Genomic DNA, 26,661 nt, shown 5'->3' on the forward strand with positions numbered 1-26,661 from the left:
CATCACTATGCATCTGCCTAATACCTTTAGGCAAATACAGAAAGCCCACCCCGGCCCCGCCGAAGCCCCCGATGGAGTGCGGCATCCCCAAGTCGCCCGGTGCGTCTGCCTGTTGTGGCTAGCGTCACCGCCATGGCCGGACCCTCTCTCGTCATCTCCCTCACCACCCTCCTCGAATACGCGATCGAACCCGCCGCCAAGAACGCCTCCGGGCATGTGCAGCGGTTCGACCGGCTCTTCCAGCCGGACGCGGTCGCCCAGCTCGACTTCCAGCACCCGGGCGTCTACGCGCTGCTGCTGTTCCACCCGGTGGCCGACGCCCCGATCGCCGAGTACGTCACCGCGAGCGGTGCGCTGGCGGCGGACAGCGGGCCGAGAATCATGGTGTTCTTCACCCTCGGCGTCCCGGCCCGCGCCCCCGTCCCGCTCCCCGCCGCCGCCCGCGATCCCTGGCTGGAGCTGGAGGTGGACCGGCATCCGGCGTACGCGATCCTGCGGACCCTGTTCGCCCCCGGGGCACCGCCCGCGCTGCCCGGGATCGTCTTCCTGAGCGGCCTCGACATCGACGAGGAGTCGGTCTACGTCCCCCTCCCCGGACTCCAGGACGGTCCCGGCGCCCGCGACCGGATCGCCGGGGCGCTGGCCGTCGCGGACGCGGCGGTGGGACAGGAGCTGCGGCGCAAACGATTCGCCGACGATCTCGCCGCGGCGCTGCTGCGCGCCCGGATCCCGTATGTCCGGTCGGGGCGCGGGGCGACCCGGGAGTTTCTGATCCGGGCGTTCCGGGTGGTCTCCCGGCACAAGGGCGACCTGGTGACGGCCGTGAACCTGGGGGTGGGCAAGCCATGACCCCGACGCCTGCCAGGCTGTTCACCACCGAGGTCCCGTCCGTGCTGGTGCGCGGCCTCGCCGAGCATCTGTTCCGCGAGATCCAGCTCCACGGCCGCCTCGGTGTGCCCCACTCCGGCGGTGCCGCGGCGCTGGAGCCCCTTCTCGGCCCCCGCACCTCGGTCATCCTGAAGGTGCTCCAGGCGCTGGAGCACAGCCTCGGCCTGCGGTTCTCCCCCGCCGCGGAGGTGGCGTACTTCCGGATCACCGATACCGAGACGGGCACCCTCACCCGCTGCGGGGCCGACGGGGACGGGCCGCTGCCCAGCGAGGCCGTGAAGTCCCTGATGGCGAGCTGGCACGTCCAGGCCCAGTTGGGCAAGCCACCGATCCAGGCCCTGACAGCCCTGCGCACCCACGCGGACAAGCATGGCTTCGCGGCGGCGGTGGACTGCCTCTTCGACCTCAACCAGTCGGGCTATCTGGGCGCGGGTGCCCTGCACACCCTCGCCGATGTCCTCGCCCGCGACGCCGGACGGCCGGATGTGCTGATCCAGCGCGGCTGGGCCGAGGTGGCGGCGCTGCGGGCGTGCGCCGACCTGGACGAGTGGGCCGGGCGGACGCAGGCCGCCGTACCCGCGCTGCACACCCTGTGCGCCCTGCTCAAGGCGGGCGAATCCGCCGTCGCGGTCCGCGCGGCCCGCGACCAGTTGGAGGAGATCGTCTGCGATGTGCCGTGGCTCCTCATGCACCGGCACGGCCTCGGTCTGCCGACCGTCATCGGCAGTGTCCTGGTCGGGGTCTCGGCCGGGCGGGCCGCGGCGGGCGAGGAGTGGGACGAGCGCGGGTTCACCGAGCGGTCGGCGGTGCCCGAGGAGGTGTACCGGGGGATCGCCCACCAGGACCCGGCCGGGATCGGGGCGATCCGCGCCCGCTGGTCGAGGCTGACCTGGAGGACCGTCACCCCCTGGATCACCCGCTTCCACCCCGGCAGGACCGTGGCCGAACTGCCCGGCAGCTACTTCGGTATCGCCGCCGACAGCTTGTACCCGAAGGAAGGCCGCCCCGACCTCACCACCGCCCTGGCCCCGCTCGACCCCCTCCTCGCCGGGCACCGCTATGACGAGGCCCTGGGCGTGCTCCTCCCGCTGCGCGAGCAGTTCCCCTACGCGGCCCAGGTGCACGCCCTGATCGCCATCGCCCACGACAACTCCGGCCGCCACGCGGACGCCCTCGAAGCGATCATGCCGGCGCTGGTGCTGATGCCGGAGATGGTGCGGTTCTGGACGGTCGGCGCGCGGATCGCGTACACCAACGGCTGTGAGAGCGACGCGATCATGATGGAGGCGGTGGCCCGGCTGCTGCGGTGGTGAGGCCGGGTCAGCCCTTGGGGACCGGTTCCGGGGCCGGGGCCGGGGCGCGCAGGGTGCGGACCGCCGGGGAGAGCAGGGCGGCGCCCGTCGCGGCGACCACCAGGACGGCACAGCAGACGAGGGCCGTTCCGGTGCCGAGGACGTCGGCGGCGGGGCCCGCCGCGAGCAGGCCGAGCGGGGCGAAGGCGAGGGAGCCGAACCATTCGTAGGAGCTGACCCGGGAGAGGGCCTCCTCCGGGATCTCGCGCTGGATGGTGGTCGCCCACAGCACACCGAAGACATCACCGGCGACCCCCGCGCAGAACATCGCGACGACGATCGTCCAGACCGGGGCGGGCCCGGCGAGCAGAAAGAGGGGTGCGGCGGCCGGGAAGGTGGCGAGAACCGCCACCAGCACCGGCCGCCGCACCCGCACCCGCGCGGCCAGCCCCGCCCCCGCGATGGTGCCGAGCGCCTGTCCGGCCACCACGACGGACCAGGCGCGGGCGCCCCCGAGTTCCTCCTCGGCGATGAGGGGCCCGAGGACACCGACGTTGGCGTTGAGGGCGGCGACGACGATCGCGTACTGGGCGACGACCACCCACAGCCACTGCCGGGAGGCGAACTCCCGCCGGCCCTCCTTCAGATCGGCCCAGCCCGAGGTCTGTTTCGGCGGGCGCCCGGCGATCCGCAGCCGGGCGGTGAGCAGGGCGCTGACGACGAACGAGGCCGCGTTCAGGGCGAGCGCCCAGCCCGCGCCGATCAGGGCGACCGTGACCCCTGACAGGGCGAGGCCGAGCAGGAGCGAGCTGTTGGTGGCGACCCGCAGCAGCCCGTTGGCCTCCTGGAGCCGCTCCCCCTGCACCACCAGGGCGTGTCTGACGGATATCCGTGGGGAAGGAGCGGCGTTCGGTGCGTGCTCTCGGTGTGCGGTGTGGAGGGTCATGTGGCGGAGCCACCTGGCCCTTCGCACCGTGCGGCGACTGGGGGTCCCCCCTCTGGGGGAGGGTGCCGGGCGTCGCGACGCCGCGGAGATCCGTCAGACACGCCCTCGGGGGACGAGTCCGTCCATCGCCGGGGAGAACAGCGCGGTCGCGGTCCCGGCGACCACCGCCAGCGCGCACAGGGCGAGCAGCGGGGCGTGTCCCGTCAGGGTGAGCGCCGCGAGTCCGGCGTAGGCCGCCGCGCCGATCACATCGGCGACCACCATCAGCCGGGCCCGGGACATCCGGTCGGCGACGACCCCGCCGAGCAGGATGAACAGCAGCTGGGGCAGCGCCTGGCAGGCGAGGACCAGCGAGAGTCTGCCGGGGGTGGCGTCCGGGAGGGCGAGCACGGCGAAGCCGAGGGCCACCCGGGCGAAGCCGTTGCCGAGGACGGAGATGGAGCGGGCGGCGGCGAGCAGCAGAAACTGCCCGTCGCGCCACAGGGCCGTACGGTCCGCCGGGGTCGCAGAGGTCACGGACCGGGACTGTACGAGGCGGCCGGACCGGGCGGGTCGGCTATCGGCCACCTCGTACGGCGGGCCCGGAACTAGGCGGTGACGGCCGCCGGAAACGTCGGGTACTCGACGCCCGAGACATGCTGGACGACCCGGATGACCTGGCAGGAGTAGCCGAACTCGTTGTCGTACCAGAGGTAGAGGATCGCGTTGTCGCCCTCGACCTTGGTGGCGCCCGCGTCGACCACGGAGGCGTGGCGGGAGCCGATGAAGTCGCTGGAGACGGCGTCGGGGGCGGTGATGAAGTCGATCTGGCGCTTGAGCGGCGAGGTGAGCGAGATCTCGCGGAGATGGTCGAGGACGTCCTCGCGGGTGGTCTCCCGGGCGAGCTGGAGATTGAGGATGGCGATGGAGACGTCCGGGACGGGGACGCGGATCGAGCTGCCGGTGATCCGGGCCTTGAGGTCGGGCAGCGCCTTGCTGACGGCGGAGGCGGCGCCGGTCTCGGTGATGACCATGTTGAGCGGCGCGGAGCGGCCCCGGCGGTCGGACTTGTGGTAGTTGTCCAGCAGGTTCTGGTCGTTGGTGAACGAGTGGACGGTCTCCACATGCCCGCGCAGCACGCCGTACTCGTCGTCCATCGCCTTCAGCGGGGGCACGATCGCGTTGGTGGTGCAGGAGGCGCAGGACAGGATCCGCTCGTCCGGCTTGATCGTGTCGTGGTTGACGCCGTGCACGATGTTCGGGACATCGCCCTTGCCGGGGGCGGTGAGGACGACCTTCTCGATGCCGGGGCGCAGATGGTTCGAGAGGCCCTCGCGGTCGCGCCACTTGCCGGTGTTGTCGATCAGGATGGCGTTCTTGATGCCGTACGCCGTGTAGTCGATCTCGGCCGGGCTGTCGGCGTAGATGACCTTGATCTCATTGCCGTTGGCGACGATGGTGCTGGTGGCCTCGTCGACGGTGATGGTGCCGTGGAACGGGCCGTGGATGGAGTCGCGGCGCAGCAGTGAGGCGCGCTTGACCAGGTCCTGGCCGCCGCTGTCGCGGACGACGATGGCGCGCAGCCGCAGCCCGTTGCCGGAGCCGGTCTTCTCGATGAGGAGCCGGGCGACGAGTCGGCCGATCCGTCCGAAGCCGTAGAGGACGACATCGCGGGGCTCGCGGCAGGCGATCTTGTCGTCGCCGGTGGCCCCGGCGACCTCCTCGGCGGTGAACTCCGCGACGCTCAGACCCCGGCTGTCGGCGCGGTAGGTCGCGGCGAGCATGCCGAGGTCGATCTGGGAGGGGCCGAGGTCGAGCGTGGTGAGCGCCTGGAGGAACGGCATGGTGTCGGTGACCGACAGTTCCTCACCGGCTATCTGGCGGGCGAATCGGTGGGTCTTGAGGATGCTCACCACCGATTTGTTCACCAAGGAGCGGCTGTGCAGCAGGACGGTCACGTCCCGCTCGCGTTGCAGCTTCCCGATGATCGGGATCATCGACTCCGCGATCTCCTCGCGGGTCTTCCAGTTGGTGAACGACTCGTCATTGACGGTCACAGGCGCAGTCACAGGCGTATCTTTCGAGCTAGGAGGCGCTCATATGGTAACCGGGCCGGTTCCGGGTGCCGCGAGGGGCCGCCGCCCGGCCCGCAGCCCGGCCCGCGACCTCAGTGCTTCAGCTCCGCCAGCCAGCGCACCAGCAGCCCGTTGACCTCGTCAGGCCGCTCCTGCTGGACGAAGTGCCCGGCGCCGTCCAGGATGTGCGACCCGGCCAGTGCGGGCAGGGTGTGCGGGTACGCCTCGATCGCGGGGGCGAGCCAGGTCAGGGAGGCGTCGAGGGCGCCCCCGATGAACAGGGACGGCTGGGTGATCGGCGCACCGGCGTGGGCGGTGAGGTCGGCCCAGTCCCGGTCCATGTTCCGGTAGCGGTTGAGGGCGCCGGTCAGCCCGGTGCGCTCGAACTCGGCGGCGAAGACATCCAGCTCCGCGTCCCCGAGCCAGGCGGGGCGGGGCCCGGACGACGGGAAGCGGTCGCGCAGGGTGCCGCCCGGGGCGACGAAGTACGGGGAGGGGGCGTCCGGGGCGGGCATGGTCCCGGCGGACAGGGCCGCGTAGAACCCGGCGAGCCAGCCCCGCACATCGGGTTCGATCTCACGCTCGGCACGGCCGGGGGCCTGGAAATAGGAGACATAGAACTCCTCGCCGCCCTCCCCCTCCCTCTCCCCGCCCATCGCCGCGAAGATCTCACCGGGCCGGGGGCCACCGGGCGGGCTGTACGGGACGCTCAACAGGCCGACCGCGCGGAAGAGGTCCGGGCGCAGCAGGGCGGCGGTCGCGGCGATGTTCGCGCCCCAGTCGTGGCCGACGATCACCGCGGAGCGCTCTCCGAGCCCCTCGACCACGGCGACGGCGTCCGCCACCAGGTCCAGCATCCGGTACGCGGCGGGGTCGGCGGGGCGCGAGGAACGACCGTAGCCGCGTACGTCGAGGGCGGCGGCGCGGTATCCGGCCCCGGCGAGGGCGGGGAGCTGATGCCGCCAGGAGTACCAGCCCTCGGGGAACCCGTGGACGAGCAGCACGAGGGGGCCGCCGCCCTGCTCCACCAGGTGGGTCCGTCCGGCGGGGGTGGGGAGGAGACGGTGGGTGGGGGCGGGAGTGGGGACGGGGGCTGCGGGCATGGTGCTCCTCCGGGGCCGGGCTCGGGCGGTGCGGTGGGTGCCGACGGGGTCGATCCTGCGGGGGAGGGCGGCGGCCACGCGAAGGGGGTTGCCGTTCCGGCAAGTCGGCAGCGGGGGGGCCGCGCGGCGGGAGTCGGTGGGGTGGGGTGGGGCGGGGAAGCGCAGGAGTCGGCGGCGTGGGCCGGGTTTGGGGCGGCGTGGGAGGCGAGCCTGGCCCGGGAGTCGGGGGGCTCAGCGGGGCGCGGGCGGCTCGTGGAGGCCGAAGGCCGAGCCCTGGTCGTCACGGCAGAGCTTGAAGCACCCGAACCGGGCGGCGGAGCCGGAGTCTCCCCCGCCCTCCTCCCCGCCCTCCGCGCCCTCCCCGACCTCCCCGCTTTCGTCGCCGAGTTCCTCGATGGTGCCGCCGAGGGCGAGCACCCGGGCGACGGCCGCGTCCAGGTCGTCCACCCGGAAGAAGAGATACGGCGAGGCACCCGCGTCCCCGCCGTGCATCCCGCCGGGGAGCCCCGGGGTGCCGATCGCATACCCGTGTCCGCTCGGGCCGGGCCGGAGGTCCCAGCCGAAGAGCGGCCCGTAGAAGGCCCGCCCCCGCTCGGGGTCGTCCACGCCGATCTCGAAGAAGCTCGGTTCACCCGTCATCGCATGCCTCCTGGCGAGGGTCGGGCCGGTGCTGCTCCCACCGTACGCAGCGCTCCGGACCGTGTCCCGGGCACGGCCTGCCGTTGACAGGGGCAAGTGTGAGTGATTGAGTACTCACATGGCCACCACGGAACAGCGTCGACTCTCCACCGCCGAGGAACGCCGGGAGACCGTGCTGCGGACCGCCATCGGGGCGTTCGCGGCGCGGGGCTACTTCGGCACCACGACCTCGGAGGTGGCGAAGGCGGCCGGTATCTCGCAGGCGTATGTCTACCGGCTCTTCCCGAACAAGGAGGCGCTGTTCACGGCGGTCGTCGAGCACTGCTTCGTACGGGTGCGGGCGGCCTTCGAGGAGGGCGCGGCGCGGGCGACGAGCGGTGCGCCGGAGGCGGTGCTCGACTCGATGGGCGACTCCTACGCCCGGCTGATCAGCGACAAGGACCTGCTGATGGTCCAGTTGCACGCCCAGGCGGCGGCGGTCTCCGAGCCCGCGGTGCGCGAGGCGGTCCGGGCCGGGTACGCGCGGGCGGTGGAGTATGTGCGGGGCGCGTCCGGCGGCAGCGCCGAGCAGGTCCAGCGGTTCTTCGCGACGGGCATGCTCTGCCATCTCATCGTGGCGATCGGCGCCGACGAGATGGACGGCCCATGGATCCGCACCCTGGCGGCGGGCATCACCCACTACTGACACCTTCCGCCACCCCGGGCGATCGGTCGACCCTGTCGACCGTCGCCCTCTCTCAGGACAAGAGAGTGAGTGATCGACCACTTTCCCTCTCCGAGCCATGCAGGAGGACATCATGAACAACACCACCACCCAGGCCACCGAGATCGTGCTGCCGGCCGTCGGGGAGCCCGAGTCGCTCGTCACGCGGGTCCGGGAGCTGCCGCAGCCCGGCCCGGGGCAGGCGCTGGTGCGGATGGAGGCGAGCGGGGTCTCCTTCGCCGAGCAGCAGATGCGCCGAGGGAAGTACTACGACATGCCGGCCTTCCCCTTCGTCCCGGGCTACGACGTCGTCGGCGTGGTCGAGGAACTGGGCCCGCCGGTGCCGGGGCAGCCCGGGATCGCGGTGGGCGCGCGGGTCGCCGCGCTGACCAAGACCGGCGGCTGGGCGGACCGGATGCTGCTGGACAGCCGCGATCTGGTGCCGGTGCCGGACGGGGTCAGCGCTGTCGACGCCGAGTCGCTGGTGACCAACGGGGCGACGGCCTGGCGGATGCTGTTCCGCACGGCCCAGGTCCGTTCCGGCGACACGGTGGTGGTGCACGGGGCGAACGGCGGGGTGGGCAGTGTGCTGGTGCAGCTGGCCCGCGCGCACGGCGTCCGGGTGATCGGCACCGCGTCCGCCCGCAACCAGGAGGCGGTGGCCGCGATGGGCGCCGAGCCCCTCGACTACCGGGGCGATGTCCCCGCCGGGGTGCGCGCGCTGGCCCCGGGCGGAGTGGCCGCGGTCTTCGACCATGTGGGCGGCAAGGGCATCAAGGACTCCTGGCGGATGCTGGCCCCGGGCGGCACGCTCGTCTCCTACGGCAGTGCCTCCACCCGCGACCGGGCGGGCAACGGCACGCTGACCGTGCTCGGGCTGGTGGCGAAGCTGGCGCTGTGGAACGCGCTGCCGAACGGGCGCGGGGCGCACTTCTTCAATCTGTGGGCCGGGAAGGCCCGCCGCCCCGAACGCTACCGGGCCGAACTGCGGGCGGACCTTGAGCAGGTGTTCGCGCTGCTGCGCTCCGGCGGGATCGCGGCGAAGGTGGACCGCGCGTTCCCCCTGAGCGAGGCGGCCGAGGCCCTGCGGTACGCGGAGTCGGGGGCGGTGGTGGGGAAGGTGGTGATCAGGGGGGAGGAGTGAGGTGGGGGGCGTGAGGCGGGGGGGGCGACCGCCACCCCGGTGCGGGGGGGGCCGACCGCCACCTCGGTGCCCGGCATCGGCAGCGCACCACCCCGCCCGCCCCTCAAGGCCCCGGCGTCAGCCGTTCACCACCCCCTTCACATCCCGCAGATCGACGTACTTGAAGCCCGTGGACTCGCGGTCGCCGTCCGTCGGGGTCTCCTGACCGTCCTGGACGACGAGCAGGCCCTTCGGATAGCGCTTGCCGAGGGGGGCGTCGAGGATCGCGGCGCCGTCGCAGACCTCCGAGCCGTCCAGGGTGGCCGAGGCCGCGGTGATCCGGAAGGCGGCCCGGTAGGCGTTGCCCGTGCTCGGCTCGCGGTCGTAGGCGATGAAGGTGTTGTCGCCCTGGCCGGAGGCGAGCAGTCGGCCGGGGCGGTCCAGGAGGGTCAGGCCCTCGACATCGGCGGCCAGATGGTCACCGCCGAAGCCGGGGTCCGCGCCGGGGACGCACTCCTCGGTCTCCTCGTCGTAGGTGCCGGGCACGCCGAACTCCCGGACCTTGTCCATGAGGACGGGACGGCCCGTCAGGTCGGCGCGCAGCCGCCAGATGCCGACGTCCTCCTGACCGGCGTACAGCGTGCCGTTCGTGGGGTCGACGACCATGCCCTCGACCTGCGGGAGTTCGTCGGGCTCGCCGCAGGGCGTCCAGGTGGTGCCGTCGGGGAGGGGGAAGGCGGCGGGGAGGGTCAGGGTGCGGACGGTGCGGTAACCGACCTTCCCGCCCTCGGCCGGGGTCAGCTCCAGGAGCGCGAGCCGGGTGCCGCTGCGCTGGCTGACCAGCGCGTAGGAGCGGCCGGTACGGGGGTCGGTCCAGGTGGCGAGGCCGTAGACGGTGTGCTGGTCGTCGATCTCGTCCTGGGTGGTGTTGAAGACGGGCTCGGCGGCCGGGTCGGTGACATCCCTGAGCGGGGCGCCGGGGCGGTCGCCGTCGACGCGGTAGATCCGCAGCCGGTCGCGGCCCCGGTCGCTCACCACGGCGAGATCGGCGCGGGCGCCGGTCAGCCGGGTGCCGAGGACGAGATCGACGTTGTTGAAGCGGCCGGGAGCGTCGTCCGCGCCGGGCGCGGGCGGGGCGGCTATGGACTGGACCTCGCGGGCGGCGAGGTCATAGACGCGCAGGCCGCCCTCCTTGGCGGTGGCGACGACCAGGCTGCGGTCCGGGTCGGCGACGTTGCGCCAGATCGCGGGGTCGTCCGCGTTGGCGTTGCCGCCTGCCTCGTCGTCGTACAGGGCGGCCGTCTCGGCGCGGGGCAGGACGGTGGGTGGTCCGGCGGCCCCGGCGGGCGTCGCCCAGGCCATGGCCACGGCCAGCACCGCGCCGAGTGCCGGCCAGGTGCCTCGCAGCGTCTGACGCATCGTCACAGTCGGTCCCTTCTGGGATGGTGGACGGACGGCGACGACCCTCTCGGTGGGCGGCCGACGCACGCGAACCGGGTTCCGAACGGACGGTGAACGCCCGGCGAAGCCTCCTCCAACGGGCCTCTCGCACGCCCCGGTTCACCCCGCCCGGTGCGTCACCCGTCCCCCGGTCACCGTCAGCCGGATCTCCGCCTCGGTGATCTCGTCGGCGGGGGCGTGGACCGGGTCGAGTCCGAGCGCGGTGAGGTCGGCGCGGTGGCCGACGGCGATCCGGCCGGCGACCGCCGACTCGCCCGCCGCGCGGGCCGCGTGGGTGGTGAGGCCCTCCAGCGCCTCCAGGCCGGTCAGCCCGGCACTGCGGGCGGCGGCGCCCCGGGGGGCGAGGGCGGCGGCGAGGACGGTACGGGGGTCGTAGGGGGCGATGGGCCAGTCCGAGCCGAGGGCGACCGTGGCGCCCGCGTCCCGCAGGTCCCGCAGCCGCCAGGCGCGCCCGGCGCGGGACCCGCCGAGCCGCCGGGACCATTCGTCTGTGCCGTCGGCGCGGGTGTACGCGGCGTGCGGCGGCTGCATGGAGGCGGCCACGTCCAGCGCGGCGAAGCGCGGCAGCAGCTCGTCCGGCGCGGTCTCGATGTGCTCGATCCGGTGGGCGCCGCGCCCGCTGGGCCCGAGCCCGGCCACCACGTCCAGGACGTTGCGCACCGCCGCGTCGCCGATGGCGTGGGTGGCGGTGCGCACCCCGGCCTCGTGCAGCCGCCGTACGGCCGCCGAGTACGCCTCGGGGTCGGGCCAGAAGGCGTCGGTGCCCTCGCCGTGGCAGTCGGCGTGCTCCAGCCAGGCGGTGCCGCCCTCGACGGTGCCGTCCATGAAGAGCTTGACGCCGTCGACGGTCCAGTGGCGCCCGCCGCGGCCCTGGAGGGCGATCAGTTCCTCCAGGCCGTCCTGGTCGGTGCCGGGCATGCACCAGGGGGCGAACCGCAGCCGCAGCGGCAGAACCGTCTCCTCGGCCACGGCGGTGACCAGATCGAGATCGCCGCCGTCCATGACATGGGCGCCGGTCAGGCCGGTCGCGGCCATCCCGGTGAGCAGATCGAGCAGGCGGGTGCGGCGCTCGGCGTAGGACGGGCGCGGCAGCACGGCGGTGACCAGGTCCATCGCCGCGTGCTCCACCAATTGGCCGGTGGGGCGTCCGGCGCTGTCGCAGACGATCTCGGAGCGCTGGGCGAAGTCACGGGGCCCGGTGACGCCCGCGGCGGCGAGGGCGGCGCCGGTGGCGAGGGCCGAGTGGGCGTCGTAGAGGCGGAGGAAGGCCGGGGTGTCGCCGAGGACGTCCTCGATCAGGTCGCGGTGGACGGGCCGCCCCTCGAAGGCGTTGTGGTCCAGGCCGTACCCGAGGACCCAGCCGCCGGTCCGGACCGCCCCGGCGAGCGCGGAGCGCAGGGCGGCGAGGTCGGTGACCCCGGACAGATCGGTGCCGGTCGCCATCTCCAGGCCCCACACCGGGTGGCTGTGCGCGTCGGTCAGTCCGGGGACGAGGTGGGCGCCGTCCAGCCTGATCATCTCGGTGCCGGGTCCGCGCAGGTCGCGTACGTCCGCCTCGTCGCCGACCGCGCTGATCAGACCGCCGGTGACGGCGACGGCGGTGGCGGCGGGCCGGGCGGGGTCGAGGGTACGGACTCGGGCGCCGGCGAGGATCAGGTCGGCGGTGGGCATGCGGTGGACTCCCTTGCGCGGTGCGGCGGAACGGCGGTGTGGCGGTATGTCGGTGTGGCGGTACGACGGTGTGGCGGTGTGGTGGAACAGCTGCGGCTGATGCTGGCCGGCGGTCCCAGCATGCCTGGTGGGCCCACCCACGGCGGAGCAGGGCCGTACCCCGGACCTGTCATGGAGACGGATCCGGGGCACGGCGGCGGGGCGGCACGGCGGCAGGGTGGGCGCGGGTCAGGGGAAGCGCGTCACCTTCGACGGGATCGTGTTGGTGCCCGAGGTCGGCGCCCCGGTGTCATTGATGACATGGGCGTACTGACCCATGCCGCCCAGGGAGATCACCATCAGATGGTTCATCCGGACCCCAGGTCTGACCGGGACCTGGAAGCCGTGGTGCTGGACGATGCTCGGATCCGAGGTGTAGTTGGAGTAGCTGCCCAGCGCCCACGCCTCATGGGTGGTGACACTGTCGGCGACCTTGTAGGCCGCGTACCCGACGATGCCGTCATGGGTGATGGCGGCGGCGTTCGGGGCGTCGTACGCCTTCTCGTTCTGGAAGAAGACGGTCCGGCCGCGTTCGCCGCTCCAGTAGACGTCGTATTTGTTGAAGTGTTCGACGAACAGGCCGGTGGCGAGGACGTCGTCGCCGTTGACCCGCAGGCCGTAGTCGGCGCGGTTGGTCTCCCAGCCGACGCCGGCGCCGTGGTCCGCGCGCCAGATCCAGGTGTGGTCGATGAGGACGTCGTCGCTGTTGATCACCATGGAGTCGGTGGCGAGGCCGGGTCCGGCGCCGCCGATGCGGATGAAGACATCCTGGATGGTGGTGGGGTTGGCGGCGTGGTCGGCGGAGGAGCCCGGTTCGCCGACCCTCAGCAGGGTGTCGGACCTGACCGGCCCGGCGTCGATGAGGAACCCGGCGAGCCGCACGCCGTCCACGTCGGCCACATGCAGGGCGTCGATGCCGTTGTCCGGGACGAGGGTGGCGAGACCGAGGCCGAGGACGACGGTGTCGGCCCGGTTGACCTGGATGGTCCGGTCGAGGTGGTAGACGCCCGGGGTGAAGAGCAGATGGAGGCCCTGGGCGAGGGCGGCGTTGATGGTGGCGGCGGTGGCGCCGGGCTTGACCACGTAGAACTGGTCCAGCGGCAGCGAGGTGCCGCCCGCGTTGGCCGGCCAGGACACCCCGCGCGCGTTGGTGCGTTTGGCGGGCACCCGCACCTTGTACTCACCGCCGTCCAGGTACAGGAACGGCTTCTCGCGGGAGATCGGGGTGGTGTCCATGGTGGTGTACGGGCCGGTGTCGAAGTTGGTGGCCGGGGCGCCCTCGACGCCGGTGAAGGTGTGGTTCCAGACGCCGTTGGTCCAGCCGCCCACGGAGCTGTCGCGGGTGTACCACTGCTGCTGGGAGTACGGGCCCACCGTGCCGTCGATCTTCGAGTCGGCGATATAGCCGCCGGAGGCCCAGCCGTAGCCGTTGGGGGCGAGGTTGAGGCCGCCCTTGACGTGCATCCGGCGGAAGGGCGCGGCCTGGGCGACGGCCCAGCGGTCGGTGCCGTTGACCGGGGTGAGGGCGAGGTTCTCGGCGGAGCGCCAGAAGTTCTGGGTGGCGTTGCCGTTGAACCAGCCCGCGTCGACGGTGATGTCACCGTTGATCTGGGTGTCGTCGGGGTTGAGTCCGAGACCGGAGACCGAGGTGTAGAAGCCGAGCTGGGCGTTGATGCCGTGGTAGGTGCCCGGCTTCAGCAGGAACTGGTAGCGGCCGGAGCCGAACTGGTCGGACTCCTGCCGGGCGAAGACCTCGTCGAACTTCTGCTGGATCCCCGGGGTGGAGGGATCCATGACGATCACGTTCGGCCCGAGGTCGCCGCCGCCCTGGATGGGCCCGGTGCCGCCGGTGGTGGTGTGCACGGCCACGTCCCACAGGGAGTAACCCCAGCCGGTGGCGCGGGCGGTGCCGTGCACCCGGAGATAGCGGCCCGATCCGGCCACGTCGTACGACACCTGCCCGCCGGTCCCGCCGGTGACGGTCCGCAGGGTCGTCCAGCCCTGTCCGTCGGTGGAGGTCTGGAGGGTGAAGTCCCGGGCGTGGGCGGTCTCCCAGGTCAGGTCGATCCGGCACAGTTCCTTGACCGACCCCAGGTCGACCTGGACCCACTGCGGGTCGCTGAACTGGCTGGACCAGCGGGTCCCGGCGTCCCCGTCGAACGCGGCGGACGCGGGGGTGCCCGCGTGCTCGACGGAGGAGGCGGTGGCGGGCCGCCCCCGGGCGGCGTCGGCGCTGTCACAGGCGACGGCGGCGTCGGCGGGGACCGCCGCGGTGGCGGTGGCGGTGGAGGAGGGCAGGGTGAGCAGCGCGGCGGTGGCGACGAGGACGGCCCCCAGACACCCGAGCCGGGTCCGACGTCCCGTCCGACTTCCGGTGCGGCTTCCGGTCCGGCTTCCCGTCCGGCCTCCGGTCCTGTCTCCGGCCGCGCTTCCGGTCGGGGTTCCGGTCGCGCCTCCCGTCCGAGTTCCCGTCCGGTCTCCGGTCGGGGTTCCGGTCGGGCTTCCGGTCGCGCCTTCCGTCCGACTTCCGGTCCGGTCTCCGGTCGGGCTTCCGGTCGCGCCTTCCGCCCGGCTTGCGGTCCGGCCTCCGGTCCGGTCTCCGGCCGCGCTTCCCGCCCGGCTTGCGGTCCGGTCTCCCATCCGGCTTCCCGTCCGGCTTCCGGTCCGGTTTCTCGCCTGGTCTCTCGTACGGCGTCTCATGCGGCTCCTCTGATGGGGCGTGAGGTGACACTCGGGTGTGCGGGGTCGGCCCCGCCGGGCACGCGATGTGCTCGGGCGGGGCTGTGGTGCCGTGCGGTGGTGCGGGTGGCTCGCGCGGGCGGAACAGGCGGAGCTGCGGTGCGGTGGTACTCGTGGCCGTCCGCGGGCTGAGCGGCTGGCTGTGGTGCGGGGTGGCCAAACGCGGGCGGTACGGGGGTGCTGCCGTGGTGCTGGTGGCCGTGCGCGGGCTGAACGGGCACAGCTCCCGTGCTGCGCCGCAGTCGGCCGGACACGGACGCAACAACCAGAGCCACCCCGGCGGAGCCGAGCGCTCTGCGCGTGCGGGGCGTGCGGCAGGGTTCACGGCACGCCGGACAGCGGGCCACGGCGTCCCGGCATCGTCCGAACGCCTCACCCACGCGGCTTACTTCAGGACGTGATTTAAGTGATGACGCAACCATCCGGCAAGCCCTTGGTACGGATTCGCAGCGATTCGTGTGCGCCGGGCGCCTCCCCGCGCACCACCCCGGCACCTCTCACCCCGATTCACCCCGGTTCACCCCGACGCGGAAGGCGTGGGAGAGCTGTTCATGGAACAGGGCACCCGGGGCTGCCTAGGCTGAGGCGGACGGCGCCGAGCGAGGAGGGCCTCGGGACCTTGAGCAGCACGGACGAGGATGCCGCGGAAGCGGTACGGCGGCTGACCGGACGCCGGGTCGAGCGGGTGCGCGGGGTGTCCGGGGCGGTCGCCGAGGCCGGTCTCGACGACGGCCGGTCGGTGATGGCCAAGCGGGGTTCGGGCCCGGACGCGGTCCGCGCCGAGGCGGCGGGGCTGCGATGGCTGGCGGACGCCGGGACCGTACGGGTGCCGGCGGTGCTGGGGCTGGACGGGGAGTGGCTGGTGACCGAGCGGGTCGACTCCGGCCCGCCCGGCGTCGCGGCGGCCCTGCGGTTCGGGCGGGAGCTGGCCGCGCTGCACGACGCCGGGGCGCCCGCGTTCGGGGCGGCACCGCCGGGCGGGCCGGGCGCGGCCTACATCGGGCTGGCGCCGATGCGGAACAGCCCGGCCGGGGCGTGGCCGGATTGGTACGCCGCCGAGCGGGTGCTGCCGTATCTGCGCAGCGCGGTGGACCGGGGGACGCTCAGCGCGGCCGAGGGACGGGTGGTGGAGCGGGTCTGCGCGCGGCTGCCGGAGCTGGCGGGACCCGCGGAGCCGCCCGCGCGGCTGCACGGCGATCTGTGGAACGGCAATGTGCTCTGGGGCGCCGACGGCCATGCGTGGGTGATCGACCCGGCGGCGCACGGCGGTCACCGCGAGACGGATCTCGCGATGCTGGACCTCTTCGGCTGCCCCCATCTGGACGCCGTACTGGACGGCTACCAGGAGCGGGCCCCACTGGCCGACGGCTGGCCCGCCCGCGTCCCCCTGCACCAGCTCTTCCCGCTGCTGGTCCATGTGGTGCTGTTCGGACGGGCGTACGCGGGACGGACGATGGCGGCGGCGCGGGCGGCGCTGGGCGGCTGAGGGGACCCGAGGCCGAGAGGGACCCGGGGCTGAGGGGGCCCCAGGACCGGGCCCTAACCGACATCCCCGGCGTGTCGCGTGCAGGGCTGCCGCACCCCCGGGCGGGTCGCCCCAGGTGAGCGGCGTTCCCGTCAGCACCCCGGGCGCGTCCCCCGGCAACGCCACCCTCCCGCCCCCGCAGCAACACCCACACCCCACCCGGCACACCCCCACCCAACACCCCCCACATCCACCCACCCCACCCCACCCCACCCAACGCACCCCCACCCCCCGCCCCAGCCCCACGCTCCCCGGATTGATCTCACTCCCCCCGTCCGAGGGCTTCCGCCCCCGGCGTCGGTGCTACAGGATGCCTGCCTGACCGTCCGCGCGGCGGGCGGGGAAGCGGCGCTGTGCGCCGAGGGGGCAGGGGGCGTGGATGCGCGTCAGGGTGCGGAGCCGGCGGCGGGTGGCGCATTCTTGCTGTGTCGCCTGCGCGGCGCAGGGACGAGGTAGGGCCGGATGACTGCGAGCGCCGAGGACCCGCACGGGACGCCTGACCGGCTGGCCGCGCTGCTGATGGAGACCGCGGCGGAGGCGGCGGGCGTGGTGGGCGCGCGTGTCGTGGGCCTGTATCTGCGCTCCGCCGATCCCCAGATACTGCGGTTGGCGGCGCTGACCGGCGTCCCCGGTCCCCTGTTCCGCCCCTGGTGGCAGGTGCACGCCAACCGCCCGGTGCCGATCGCGGACACGTTCCGGCTCGGCGTCCAGATCGTGCTGCCGAACGCGACGGAGACGATGCGGCGCTATCCGCAGTTCGCGGCGGCCCTGCCGTTCCCCTTCGGGGTGCTCAGCGTGCCGGTGCCGGGGGCGGGCGAGGTCTGCGGCGCGTTCACCGCCCTGCTGCCCCCCGTGACGGACGCGACGGGGCTGCTGGCCGAGCGGGACCGGCTGTCCCGGCTGGCCGAGGAGCTGGGCGGACGGCTGCGCGCCCTGGCCCGCGCCGGGACGCCTCCCGTCTGGGACGCCCGGCCGCTGAGCACCCGGCCGCCGACCGCGCCGCCCGGTGCCGCGCGGATCGGCCGGTTCACCTGGGACCCCGTCACCGGCGCGGTCACGGTGGACGACGCCGTGCGCGCGCTGCTGGGGCCGGCGGCCGGGCCGCCGCCGGAGACGGAGGAGGCGCTGCTCGCCGTCCTCGCCGGACCGGACGCGCGGCGGCTGGCGGCCGTGCTGCGGGACGCGGCGCACGGCAAGCCGCCCGCCGAACCGCTGCCGGTACGCCTGGCGGGCGGCTCCTTACGCCTGGTCGACCTCTGGCCCCCGGACGGCTCACGGCTGGTGCACGGGCTGGTGGTCGACGGCGGCTCGGTGGCGGGGCAGGCCGCCGACCGGCTGCCGCAGGGCGTCTTCTGCGTCGACCGCCTCGGGTCGGTCGGCTATGCCAACCCGCGCGCCGAGGAACTGCTCGGAGTCGCCCCCGGCGGGCTCACCGGCCGCTGTCTGTGGGAGGCGGTCCCGTGGCTCGCCCAGCCGGTCTGCGAGGACCATCTGCGCACCGCCCTGCTCTCGCCCGACCCGGTGCACTTCCACGCCGAACGGCCCCCCGCACCGGGCGGTGAGGGCGCCGAGGGCGACTGGCTGGCCTTCGCCGTCCACCCCGACCGGGAGCTGCTGACCTGCACCGTCGTACCGTCCAACCGGGTGGCCGGGAGCCCGGCCGGGCCACCGGGCGAACCGGCCGCCGACCCGGCCCGCTCCCCCGTCCCGGCCGTGCCCGTGTACCGGCCGATCGTGCTGGCCATCGCGCTGTCCGAGGCGGCGACGGCCCGGCAGGTGTCGGCGGTGGTGATGCAGGAGCTGCTGCCCGCGTTCGGCGGGCGCCGGCTGGCGATCTACCTCCTCCAGGACCGGCATCTGTACCTGGCCTGGGAGGCGGGCTTCCCCCAGGGGTTCCTCGACCAGTTCGACGGGGTGGGCCTGGACGTCCGGCTGCCGGGCGTGGAGACCCTCACCACCGGCAAGCCGATGTTCTTCGACTCGATGCGGGAACTCGCCGCCGCCTACCCCGGCATCCCCCTGGACACCATGGACGGCGCCCGCGCCTTCCTCCCGCTGATCGCCTCCGGCCGCCGGGTCGGCTCCTGCATCCTCGGCTTCGACCGCGAGCGCCGCTTCAGCACCGAGGAGCGCACGGTGCTCACCGCGCTCGCCGGACTGATCGCCCACGCCATGGAGAAGGCCCAGCGCTACGAGACGGAGGCCGCCCTCGCCCGGGGCCTCCAGCAGGCGCTGCTCCCCCGCCGGCTGTCCGCCCACCCCGGGGTGGAGACGGCGGGCCGCTATCTGCCGGGCACCCAGGGCATGGACGTGGGCGGCGACTGGTACGACGCGGTGGAGGCGGGTGACGGGGTCGCGCTGGTGATCGGCGACGTCCAGGGGCACGGGGTGCAGGCGGCGGCCACGATGGGGCAGCTGCGCAGCGCGGTGCGGGCGTTCGCGCTGGACGACCGGCCGCCCGACGAGGTGCTCCAGGGCACCAACCGGCTCCTCATCGACCTGGACCCGGGCCAGTTCGCGAGCTGCTGCTACGTACGGCTGGATCCGGCGACCGGGCGGGCCCGGATCGCGCGCGCGGGTCATCCGCCGCCCCTGCTGCGCCACCCGGACGGCCGTACCCACCGGCTGGACACCCCGGCCGGGGTGGTCCTCGGGGTGCTCAGCGACGCGCGCTATCCGGTCGAGGAGGTGACGATGGAGCCCGGCGCGATTCTCGCGCTCTACACCGACGGGCTGGTGGAACGGCCCGGCCTGGACATCGACGACGGCATCGGGGCGCTGCGGATCGCCCTCGCCCGTGGCGGCACCCCGGCGAGCCGCCCCGGGACCCGCTGGCTGGCGGCGGTCGCCGACCGGCTCACCGCGGCGACCCGGCACACCGCCGACCGCCCCGACGACATCGCCCTCCTCCTGGCGGCTCGCCGCCGGGAGGACCGGCCCCGCCCATGAGCACGGACCGTACGGACCGCCTATGAGACCGTCCACGCCCCTCCAGCCGCCCGCACCCGTGGGACCACCGAGGCCCCTGGGACCCCTGGGACCACCGGAACCGGTGCCCGCGTGGTGACCTTCCGTGACACCCCTCGCCTCAGGAGGCGAGGGAGTGTAAACAGGGCACATGGTCCGGCTTTTGGGGCGTACCGCGAAGACCCGGCCGCCCCGTCGCCCCGGCGGAGTGCACCCGCAGCGTTCGCGCGGCCGGGCCCGGGAAGCCGGTGATCCGCCCGTGAGCCGTACCCCCTCCCCGCCGCCGCGGCGGCCCGCCCCCGGCCGGAGCGCGCCGCCCGGTCCGCTGGCGTCGCTGCGCTCGGCGCTGAGCGGACGCAGCGTCGCCGGTCAGGTCTTTCTCTTCCAGGTCCTGATCGTGCTGGTGCTGGTGGCGGCGGCGGTGGTGGCGCTGCTGCTCCAGGGCAGGCTGGACAGCGCCCGCGAGGCCACCGACCGCTCCCTGGCCGTGGCCCAGACCTTCGCCAACGCGCCCGGCACCCGCGCGGCGCTGCGCGCCCCCGACCCGACGGCGATCCTCCAGCCGCGCGCGGAGGCGGCCCGCAAGGCGGCCAGGGTCGACTTCATCGTCGTCATGAACACCGACGGCATCCGCTACACCCATCCCAAGCCGGACCGGATCGGGAAGAAGTTCGTCGGCAGCCTGGCCCCGGCGCTGGCCGGGCACCCGGTGACCGAGGAGATCAACGGGACGATCGGGCCGCTGGTGCAGGCCGTGGTGCCGATCGAGGGGCCGGACGGCCGGGTCGTCGGCCTGGTCTCGGCCGGGATCACCACCGAGAACGTCGGCGGCGCCGCCAATGAGCAATTGCCGCTGGTGCTGTTCGCCGCGGCGGTCGCGGTGGCCCTGGCGACCGGCGGGACCGCGCTGGTCAGCAGACGGCTGCTGCGCCAGACGCACGGCCTGGGCCCGCGCGAGATGACCCGGATGTACGAACACCACGACGCCGTGCTGCACGCGGTGCGCGAGGGCGTCACCATCGTGGACGGCGAGGGCGAGCTGCTGCTCGCCAACGACGAGGCGCAGCGGCTCCTGGATCTGCCCGCCGACGCCGAGGGCCGCCATGTCAGCGCCCTGGGCCTGGACCCCGGCACCGCCGAGCTGCTGGCCTCGGGCCGGGTCGCGACGGACGAGGTGCATCATGTCGGCGACCGGCTGCTCGCCATCAACCAGCGCCCCACCGATCTGCGCGGCGGCCCCGCCGGCAGCGTCGCCACCCTGCGCGACTCCACCGAGCTGCGCGCCCTGTCCGGCCGCGCCGACATCGCCCGCGAGCGCCTGGACATGCTCTACGACGCCGGGGTCGCCATCGGCACCGGCCTGGACGTCAGCCGTACCGCCGAGGAGCTGACCGAGGTCGCCGTGCCCCGGTTCGCGGACTTCGTCTCCGTCGACCTGTTCGACGCGGTGATCGGCGGGGACGCGCCCGACTCGGGCACCGAGCTGCGCCGGACCGCGTTCAACGGGGTGCGCGAGGACGTGCCGCTGTACCCGGTGGGCAGCACCATCCGCTTCGTGCCGTCGTCCCCGCAGGCGTACGCGCTGGCCACGGGGCTTGCGGTGGTGGAACCCCGGCTGGAGGACGCGCCCGGCTGGCGGGCCCAGGACCTGGAACTGACCGCGCGGATCCTGGAGTACGGCATCCACTCGCTGATCACCGCGCCGCTGCGGGCGGGTGCGCTGATCTTGGGGCTGGTCAACTTCTGGCGGTCCTCGGCGCCCGAGCCGTTCGACGCGGAGGACCGGGCGCTGGCGGAGGAGCTGGTGGCGCGGGCGGCGGTGTCCATCGACAACGCCCGCCGCTACACCCGTGAGCACACCATGGCGGTCACCCTCCAGCGCAGTCTGCTGCCGCGCACCCTGCCCGAGCAGAACGCCCTGGACATCGCCTACCGCTATCTGCCCGCGCAGTCCGGGGTCGGCGGCGACTGGTTCGATGTGCTGCCGCTGTCCGGCGCCCGGGTCGCGCTGGTCGTCGGGGACGTCGTCGGGCACGGGCTGCACGCGGCGGCCACCATGGGCCGGCTGCGGACGGCCGTCCACAACTTCTCGGCGCTGGACCTCGCCCCGGACGAACTCCTCCACCTCCTGGACGAATCCGTCAGCCGTATCGACCAGGACGAGCGGGCCGACGGCTCGGCGGCGGTCACCGGGGCGACCTGTCTGTACGCGGTGTACGACCCGGTGTCGCGGATCTGCACGATGGCCCGCGCGGGGCATCCCCCGCCCGCGCTGATCCGCCCGGACGGCACGGTCGAGTTCGTGGAGCTGCCGGCGGGGCCGCCCCTGGGCCTGGGCGGGCTGCCGTTCGAGACGGCGGACGTCGAACTCCCCGAGGGCGCCCGGCTGGTGCTGTACACCGACGGCCTGGTCGAGGACCGCAGCCGGGACATCGACGAGGGCCTGGAGATCCTGCGCACCACGCTGGAGCGGGCCGGGCCCACCCCGGAGGACACCTGCCGCACGGTGGTCGACGCCCGGCTGCCGGAGCGCCCGAGCGACGACATCGCCCTCATCGTGGCCCGCACCCGCGCGCTGGGCGCCGACCGGGTCGCCGAGTGGGTGGTGCGGGCCGACCCGGCGGCGGTCGGCGAGGTCCGCGCGGCGGTCATGCGGCAGCTGAGCGCGTGGGGCCTGGACGAGTCCGCGTTCACCACCGAACTGATCCTCAGCGAACTGGTCACCAACGCCATCCGCTACGGCGGCTCCCCCATCCGCGTCCGGGTGCTGCGCGACCGCAGCCTGATCTGCGAGGTCTTCGACGCCAGCAGCACCGCCCCCCATCTGCGGTACGCGGCCATGACCGACGAGGGCGGCCGGGGCCTGTTCCTGGTGGCCCAGCTCGCCGACCGCTGGGGGACGCGCTACCTCCCGACGGGCAAGGTGATCTGGGCGGAACAGCCACTGCTGTGAGGCCGCCCGGTGCCGCGACGGAACCCGGGCCCGGCCACCCGGCCGCCGGGCCGTAAATCGTTCGAATCGGCGTTCTCCCCCTGTTAGCCTCGCCCGCATGGCACGAGGTATCTGGTCCCAGAAGGTGCGTTCCGCCCGCTGACGGCGGCGCCCCTCTCTCGCTTCTGCGGTGTACGCGCTCGCCGTCCCGGTTCCCGCCGGGCGGCCTCTTCCGCTGCCCGGCTCCCCTGCGAGCTGCGGAGCACCCTTGAGCCACACCCCTTCTTCCCCTGCCCTCCCTTCCACCGGCGCCCACCTGCGGGCCGAGGGCGTCACCGCCCTGCGCGGCGCCCGGCGTGTGCTGGACGATGTGTCGGTGACCGTGTCCGCGCGGGCGCGGATCGCCGTCGTCGGCGAGAACGGCCGGGGCAAGACGACCCTGCTGCATGTCCTCGCGGGGCTGATCGCGCCCGACGCCGGGACCGTGCGCCGGTCCGGCACGATCGGCCTGGCTCGGCAGGAACTCACCGTGCGCGACGCGGAGACGGTCGGCACGCTGACCTCCGCCGCGCTCACCGCCCCCCGCGCCGCCCTCGCCGCGCTGGACGAGGCGACCGGCGCCCTGGCCGACGGCGACCCGGCCGCCGACGACCGCTACGCCGCCGCGCTGGAGGCGGCCACCCTGCTGGACGCGTGGGACGCGGAACGCCGGGTCGATGTGGCCCTGGAGGCGCTGGGCGCCTGCACGGACCGCGCCCGCCCGCTGGCCACCCTGTCGGTGGGACAGCGCTACCGGGTCCGGCTGGCCTGTCTGCTCGGCGCCCGGCACGACTTCCTGCTGCTGGACGAACCGACCAACCATCTCGACGCGGGCGGGCTGGACTTCCTCACCCACCGGCTGCGCGCCCACCCCGGTGGGCTGGTCCTGGTCAGCCATGACCGGGCGCTGCTGCGCGCGGTGGCGGACCGGTTCCTCGACCTGGACCCGAGCCGGGACGGCAGACCCCGTCTGTACCCGGGCGGCTATGACGCCTGGCGCCTGGCGAGGCGGCGGGAACGGGAGCGCTGGGAGCAGGACCACGAGGAGCAGCGGGCCGAGCACCGGCGGCTGACGGACGCCGTGGCGCAGGCCCGGGACCGGCTCTCCACCGGCTGGCGGCCGGAGAAGGGCACCGGGAAGCACCAGCGCCAGTCCAGGGCCCCCGGCGTCGTCCAGGCGCTGCGGCGGCAGCAGGAGGCTCTGGCGGCCCACCCCGTCGATGTGCCGCCCCCGCCGCCCGTGCCGCGCTGGCCCGACCCCGGTGTCCGGGCGGGCGCGCCGCAGGTGCGGGCCCACGGCGTCCTGGTCGGGGGACGGCTCGACAGTCCCGTCGACCTCACCCTCGACGCGGGCGACCGGCTGCTGGTCACCGGCCCGAACGGGGCCGGGAAGTCGACGCTGCTGGCCGTCCTGTCCGGCGCGCTGCCCCCGACCGGGGGGTATGTGCGGCTCGCGCGGGGCGCCCGGGTGGCACGGCTGACGCAGGAGACCGCCGACGCCGCCGGGCGGCACCCGGACAGCACCGCGTACGAGGTGTACGCCCGGCGGGTGGGGCGTCTGGTCGCGGCCGGGGCGCTGCGGGACCCGGAGGCCCTCGGGGCGGGCGCGCTCGGTCTGCTGGACGCGGAGGCGCTGCGCACCCCGGTGTCCCGGCTGTCCCAGGGCCAGCGGCGACGCCTGGACCTGGCGCTGACCCTGGCCGGGCGCCCCGGCCTGCTGCTGCTGGACGAGCCGACGAACCATCTGTCGGCGTCGCTGGTCGACGAGTTGACGCGGGCGCTGCGGGTCACGAGCGCGGCGGTGGTGGTGGCGACGCACGACCGCCAGTTGCTGACGGACCTCGCGCACTGGCCCCGGCTGGACATCGCGGGTGACCCGACCGGCGACGGCCACCGGACCGGCTGAACGACCGGGCGAGGGCATCGTATGTCCCGGTGGGACAGAAGTCTCACCGGGACATATGTCCCCTCGGGACATTTGGCATGTAGCCTCGGCCGTATGAAGGCACTGGAGCCCGTCCCGCCCGCGTCCCCCGCGGAGGCGGACCGCCGTCGCCGCAAGGCGCGGCGGACCCGGGACGCGCTGGCGTCGGCCGCGCTGGAGCTGATACTGGAGCGCGGCCTCGCGGCGACCACCGTGGAGGCCGTCGCCGACCGGGCCGATGTCACCCGCCGCACCTTCAGCCGGTACTTCACCGGCAAGGAGGACGCGGCGCTGGACTTCGTCCGGGCCGACGGCCGGCGGATCAACGACCGGCTGCGCGCCCGCCCCGCCGCCGAGCCCCCGCTGCTGGCCTACCGCCGGGCCGTCGCCGACTGGCTCGCCGACGGCACCGACCCGGCCTGGCACGTCCGCCCGGTGACCCGGCGGCTGCTGGCCCTGGTCGACACCGAGCCCGCGCTGTTCACCGCGTACGAGCGCATCCGGGTGGACGCCCAGGAGGAGTCGGCCCGCATCCTCGCCGAGCGCCTCGGCGGCGAGCGCGCCGACGACCTGCGCCCCGCCGTCCTCGCCGACGCCGCCGCCGGGGTCCTGACGGCCGCGCTGCGCCTGTGGGTGCGCGGCCCCTACGACCACGACACCGGCGCCGCTGATCTGGCCGCGCTGGTGGAGCGGGCCTATGACGCCCTGACCGCCGAGGCCGCCGCCGCGGCCCGCACCGCACACCGAGAGGCACCATGAGCACCCTGCCCGTCTCCGACTACGCCACCGAGTTCGCCGGCCGGACCGCCCTGGTCACCGGCGCCGCCTCCGGCATCGGCCTGGCCACCGCCCGCCGCCTCGGCGCCGGCGGCGCCCGGCTGGTGATCGCCGACCACAACGCCGAGGGCGCCCGGAAGGCCGCCGCCGACCTGAAGGACCAGGGCGTCGAGGCCGCCGCGACCGATCTGGACGTGACCCGCCCCGAGTCGGTGGAGGCGGCCGTCCGCTTCACCACCGACACCTTCGGCGGCCTGGACCTGGCCGTGAACAACGCGGGCATCGGCGGCCCGAGCGCCCCGACCGGCGCCTACGACATCGCGGAGTACGACCGGGTGGTCCGCACCAACCTGGACGGCGTCTTCTACTCCCTGCGCCATGAACTCCCGGCGATCGAGGCGGGCGGCAGGGGCGGCGCGATCGTCAATGTGGCGTCCATCCTGGGCTCGGTCGCCTTCCCCGGGTCCCCCGCCTACACCGCCGCCAAGCACGGCGTCGTCGGGCTGACCCGGGCGGCCGGCGCCGAGTACGCGCCGAAGGGCATCCGGATCAACGCCGTCGGCCCCGGCTTCATCGACACCCCCCTCCTCAAGAACATGGACCGGGCGGCGTACGACGGGCTGGTCGGGCTGCATCCGGTGGCCCGGCTCGGGCGGTCCGAGGAGGTCGCCGAGCTGATCGTCTTCCTGCTGTCGGACCGGGCCTCGTTCGTGCACGGCAGCTACCACCTGGTCGACGGCGGCTACACGGCCGTCTGAGCGGGCCTCACGAGCCCCGGAAGGAGATTTTCATGAAGGCACTTCAGTACCGCGCGATCGGCGCCGCCCCCGAGGTGGTCACCGTCCCCGACCCCGAGCCCGGCCCCGGCCAGGTGCTCCTGAAGGTCACGGCGGCCGGCGTCTGCCACTCCGACATCGCCGTGATGAACTGGCCCGCCGACCAGTTCCCGTACGCCCTTCCCCTCACCCTCGGCCATGAGGGGGTGGGCACGGTCGCGGCGACCGGCGCCGGGGTGACCGGCGTCCGGGAGGGCGACGCGGTCGCGGTGTACGGGCCCTGGGGCTGCGGGACCTGCGCCAAGTGCGCGGAGGGCAAGGAGAACTACTGTCTGCGCGCCGGCGAGCTGGGCATCCACCCGCCGGGGCTGGGGGCGCCGGGTTCGATGGCCGAATATCTGCTGGTGGACGATGCCCGGCATCTGGTGCCGCTGGACGGTCTGGACCCGGTGGCGGCGGTGCCGCTGACCGACGCGGGCCTGACGCCGTACCACGCGATCAAGCGCTCGCTGCCCAAGCTGACGGCCGGGTCGACGGCGGTGGTGATCGGCACCGGCGGACTGGGGCATGTGGCGATCCAGTTGCTGCGGGTACTGACCCCGGCGCGGGTGATCGCGCTGGATGTCAGCGAGGACAAGCTGCGGCTGGCGCGGCAGGTCGGAGCGCACGAGACGGTGCTGTCGGACGCCGCGGCGGCGGACGCGGTCCGCGATCTGACCGGCGGACTGGGCGCGCAGGCCGTGTTCGACTTCGTGGGCGCCGGACCGACGGTCGCCACGGCGGGCGCGGTGGCCGCCGTGGAGGCGGATGTGACGCTGATCGGCATCGGCGGCGGCGCGCTGCCGGTGGGCTTCGGGCGGCAGGCGTTCGAGGTGTCGGTGTCGGCGCCCTACTGGGGCAGCCGCGGCGAACTGATCGAGGTGCTGGCGCTGGCCCGCTCCGGGGCGGTGTCGGTGCACACCGAGACGTTCTCGCTGGACGAGGCGCCCCAGGCGTACGAGCGGCTGCACCACGGGCTGATCAACGGCCGCGCGGTGATCGTGCCGAACGGCTGACCCTTCCG

At 74.3% G+C, this 26,661-nt stretch carries 19 protein-coding genes; 11 read left to right on the forward strand and 8 right to left on the reverse strand.

Annotated elements, in window-relative coordinates; all coding sequences use genetic code 11:
* Nucleotides 1–132 precede the first annotated feature (132 nt).
* Together ABZX40_RS20480 and ABZX40_RS20485 are read left to right on the forward strand one after the other, a co-directional pair.
* Nucleotides 133–849: a hypothetical protein gene (locus ABZX40_RS20480; RefSeq protein WP_355733840.1), complete on the forward strand. Its 717-nt coding sequence runs from the start codon at nucleotides 133–135 to the stop codon at nucleotides 847–849.
* Complete coding sequence (locus ABZX40_RS20485; protein WP_355733843.1) at nucleotides 846–2,201, forward strand: hypothetical protein; 1,356 nt, start codon at nucleotides 846–848, stop codon at nucleotides 2,199–2,201. Before ABZX40_RS20480 ends, ABZX40_RS20485 begins: the two co-directional genes overlap by 4 nt.
* Nucleotides 2,202–2,208: 7 nt before the next feature.
* On the opposite strand, the gene ABZX40_RS20490 is transcribed toward ABZX40_RS20485, so the two are convergent.
* From ABZX40_RS20490 to ABZX40_RS20510, 5 genes are all read right to left on the reverse strand, one after another.
* Complete coding sequence (locus ABZX40_RS20490; RefSeq protein WP_356162608.1) at nucleotides 2,209–3,126, reverse strand: MFS transporter; 918 nt, start codon at nucleotides 3,124–3,126, stop codon at nucleotides 2,209–2,211.
* Between the two features lie 93 nt (nucleotides 3,127–3,219).
* The gene (locus tag ABZX40_RS20495) at nucleotides 3,220–3,642 is read right to left on the reverse strand and encodes an MFS transporter (RefSeq protein ID WP_355733848.1); all 423 of its coding nucleotides are present in this window, start codon (nucleotides 3,640–3,642) and stop codon (nucleotides 3,220–3,222) included.
* A gap of 71 nt (nucleotides 3,643–3,713) precedes the next feature.
* The gene (locus tag ABZX40_RS20500; protein ID WP_355733938.1) at nucleotides 3,714–5,162 is read right to left on the reverse strand and encodes a glyceraldehyde-3-phosphate dehydrogenase; all 1,449 of its coding nucleotides are present in this window, start codon (nucleotides 5,160–5,162) and stop codon (nucleotides 3,714–3,716) included.
* Between the two features lie 110 nt (nucleotides 5,163–5,272).
* Nucleotides 5,273–6,283, reverse strand: coding sequence for an alpha/beta hydrolase (locus tag ABZX40_RS20505; RefSeq protein WP_355733851.1), 1,011 nt, complete (start codon nucleotides 6,281–6,283; stop codon nucleotides 5,273–5,275).
* 231 nt (nucleotides 6,284–6,514) lie between these two features.
* Nucleotides 6,515–6,922, reverse strand: coding sequence for a VOC family protein (locus ABZX40_RS20510; RefSeq protein ID WP_355733854.1), 408 nt, complete (start codon nucleotides 6,920–6,922; stop codon nucleotides 6,515–6,517).
* A gap of 118 nt (nucleotides 6,923–7,040) precedes the next feature.
* Between ABZX40_RS20510 and ABZX40_RS20515 the strand changes: the two genes are divergently transcribed.
* Nucleotides 7,041–7,607, forward strand: a complete 567-nt coding sequence (locus tag ABZX40_RS20515) for a TetR/AcrR family transcriptional regulator (protein ID WP_355733856.1) — start codon at nucleotides 7,041–7,043, stop codon at nucleotides 7,605–7,607.
* 112 nt (nucleotides 7,608–7,719) lie between these two features.
* The gene (locus ABZX40_RS20520; protein ID WP_355733859.1) at nucleotides 7,720–8,769 is read left to right on the forward strand and encodes a medium chain dehydrogenase/reductase family protein; all 1,050 of its coding nucleotides are present in this window, start codon (nucleotides 7,720–7,722) and stop codon (nucleotides 8,767–8,769) included.
* A gap of 117 nt (nucleotides 8,770–8,886) precedes the next feature.
* Here the strand turns inward: ABZX40_RS20520 and ABZX40_RS20525 are convergent, their stop codons facing one another.
* From ABZX40_RS20525 to ABZX40_RS20535, 3 genes are all read right to left on the reverse strand, one after another.
* Entirely contained in the window at nucleotides 8,887–10,110 is a 1,224-nt protein-coding gene (locus ABZX40_RS20525; protein ID WP_355733941.1) for a phytase, read from the reverse strand.
* 198 nt (nucleotides 10,111–10,308) lie between these two features.
* Nucleotides 10,309–11,880 (reverse strand): amidohydrolase, encoded by a 1,572-nt coding sequence (locus ABZX40_RS20530; protein WP_355733862.1) that lies wholly within the window; start codon nucleotides 11,878–11,880, stop codon nucleotides 10,309–10,311.
* Between the two features lie 228 nt (nucleotides 11,881–12,108).
* Nucleotides 12,109–14,559 carry a discoidin domain-containing protein gene (locus tag ABZX40_RS20535; RefSeq protein ID WP_355733865.1) on the reverse strand — a complete coding sequence of 817 codons (2,451 nt, stop codon included), beginning with the start codon at nucleotides 14,557–14,559 and terminating at the stop codon, nucleotides 12,109–12,111.
* Between the two features lie 718 nt (nucleotides 14,560–15,277).
* On the opposite strand from ABZX40_RS20535, the gene ABZX40_RS20540 reads away from it, so the two are divergent.
* From ABZX40_RS20540 to ABZX40_RS20570, 7 genes are all read left to right on the forward strand, one after another.
* Nucleotides 15,278–16,144: a fructosamine kinase family protein gene (locus tag ABZX40_RS20540; protein ID WP_355733867.1), complete on the forward strand. Its 867-nt coding sequence runs from the start codon at nucleotides 15,278–15,280 to the stop codon at nucleotides 16,142–16,144.
* 501 nt (nucleotides 16,145–16,645) lie between these two features.
* Nucleotides 16,646–19,132 (forward strand): SpoIIE family protein phosphatase, encoded by a 2,487-nt coding sequence (locus ABZX40_RS20545; RefSeq protein ID WP_355733869.1) that lies wholly within the window; start codon nucleotides 16,646–16,648, stop codon nucleotides 19,130–19,132.
* A gap of 169 nt (nucleotides 19,133–19,301) precedes the next feature.
* A complete protein-coding gene (locus ABZX40_RS20550; protein ID WP_355733871.1) occupies nucleotides 19,302–22,103 on the forward strand; it encodes a SpoIIE family protein phosphatase in 2,802 nt (933 codons plus the stop codon).
* A 247-nt stretch (nucleotides 22,104–22,350) separates the two neighbouring features.
* Nucleotides 22,351–24,027, forward strand: a complete 1,677-nt coding sequence (locus ABZX40_RS20555; RefSeq protein WP_355733873.1) for an ABC-F family ATP-binding cassette domain-containing protein — start codon at nucleotides 22,351–22,353, stop codon at nucleotides 24,025–24,027.
* Nucleotides 24,028–24,120: 93 nt separating this feature from the next.
* On the forward strand, nucleotides 24,121–24,804 hold the full coding sequence (locus ABZX40_RS20560; protein ID WP_355733876.1) for a TetR family transcriptional regulator: 684 nt from the start codon (nucleotides 24,121–24,123) through the stop codon (nucleotides 24,802–24,804).
* Nucleotides 24,801–25,580: an SDR family NAD(P)-dependent oxidoreductase gene (locus ABZX40_RS20565; protein WP_355733879.1), complete on the forward strand. Its 780-nt coding sequence runs from the start codon at nucleotides 24,801–24,803 to the stop codon at nucleotides 25,578–25,580. The genes ABZX40_RS20560 and ABZX40_RS20565 overlap by 4 nt, the downstream gene beginning before the upstream one ends.
* 32 nt (nucleotides 25,581–25,612) lie before the next feature.
* Nucleotides 25,613–26,653, forward strand: coding sequence for an NAD(P)-dependent alcohol dehydrogenase (locus ABZX40_RS20570; RefSeq protein WP_355733882.1), 1,041 nt, complete (start codon nucleotides 25,613–25,615; stop codon nucleotides 26,651–26,653).
* Nucleotides 26,654–26,661 lie beyond the last annotated feature (8 nt).

The sequence above is a fragment of the Streptomyces sp. NPDC004610 genome, from assembly GCF_040609715.1.
Classification (GTDB): Bacteria; Actinomycetota; Actinomycetes; order Streptomycetales; family Streptomycetaceae; genus Streptomyces.

Bases quoted from the DNA above. Each gene is read 5' to 3' on its own strand.
- ABZX40_RS20490 (WP_356162608.1), bottom strand. From the start codon at position 3,126: ATGACCCTCCACACCGCACACCGAGAGCACGCACCGAACGCCGCTCCT.
- ABZX40_RS20505 (WP_355733851.1), bottom strand. From the start codon at position 6,283: ATGCCCGCAGCCCCCGTCCCCACTCCCGCCCCCACCCACCGTCTCCTC.
- ABZX40_RS20530 (WP_355733862.1), bottom strand. From the start codon at position 11,880: ATGCCCACCGCCGACCTGATCCTCGCCGGCGCCCGAGTCCGTACCCTC.
- ABZX40_RS20485 (WP_355733843.1), top strand. From the start codon at position 846: ATGACCCCGACGCCTGCCAGGCTGTTCACCACCGAGGTCCCGTCCGTG.
- ABZX40_RS20525 (WP_355733941.1), bottom strand. From the start codon at position 10,110: ATGGCCTGGGCGACGCCCGCCGGGGCCGCCGGACCACCCACCGTCCTG.
- ABZX40_RS20570 (WP_355733882.1), top strand. From the start codon at position 25,613: ATGAAGGCACTTCAGTACCGCGCGATCGGCGCCGCCCCCGAGGTGGTC.
- ABZX40_RS20550 (WP_355733871.1), top strand. From the start codon at position 19,302: ATGGTCCGGCTTTTGGGGCGTACCGCGAAGACCCGGCCGCCCCGTCGC.
- ABZX40_RS20535 (WP_355733865.1), bottom strand. From the start codon at position 14,559: ATGGGAGACCGGACCGCAAGCCGGGCGGGAAGCGCGGCCGGAGACCGG.
- ABZX40_RS20515 (WP_355733856.1), top strand. From the start codon at position 7,041: ATGGCCACCACGGAACAGCGTCGACTCTCCACCGCCGAGGAACGCCGG.
- ABZX40_RS20480 (WP_355733840.1), top strand. From the start codon at position 133: ATGGCCGGACCCTCTCTCGTCATCTCCCTCACCACCCTCCTCGAATAC.
- ABZX40_RS20565 (WP_355733879.1), top strand. From the start codon at position 24,801: ATGAGCACCCTGCCCGTCTCCGACTACGCCACCGAGTTCGCCGGCCGG.
- ABZX40_RS20520 (WP_355733859.1), top strand. From the start codon at position 7,720: ATGAACAACACCACCACCCAGGCCACCGAGATCGTGCTGCCGGCCGTC.
- ABZX40_RS20510 (WP_355733854.1), bottom strand. From the start codon at position 6,922: ATGACGGGTGAACCGAGCTTCTTCGAGATCGGCGTGGACGACCCCGAG.
- ABZX40_RS20545 (WP_355733869.1), top strand. From the start codon at position 16,646: ATGACTGCGAGCGCCGAGGACCCGCACGGGACGCCTGACCGGCTGGCC.
- ABZX40_RS20560 (WP_355733876.1), top strand. From the start codon at position 24,121: ATGAAGGCACTGGAGCCCGTCCCGCCCGCGTCCCCCGCGGAGGCGGAC.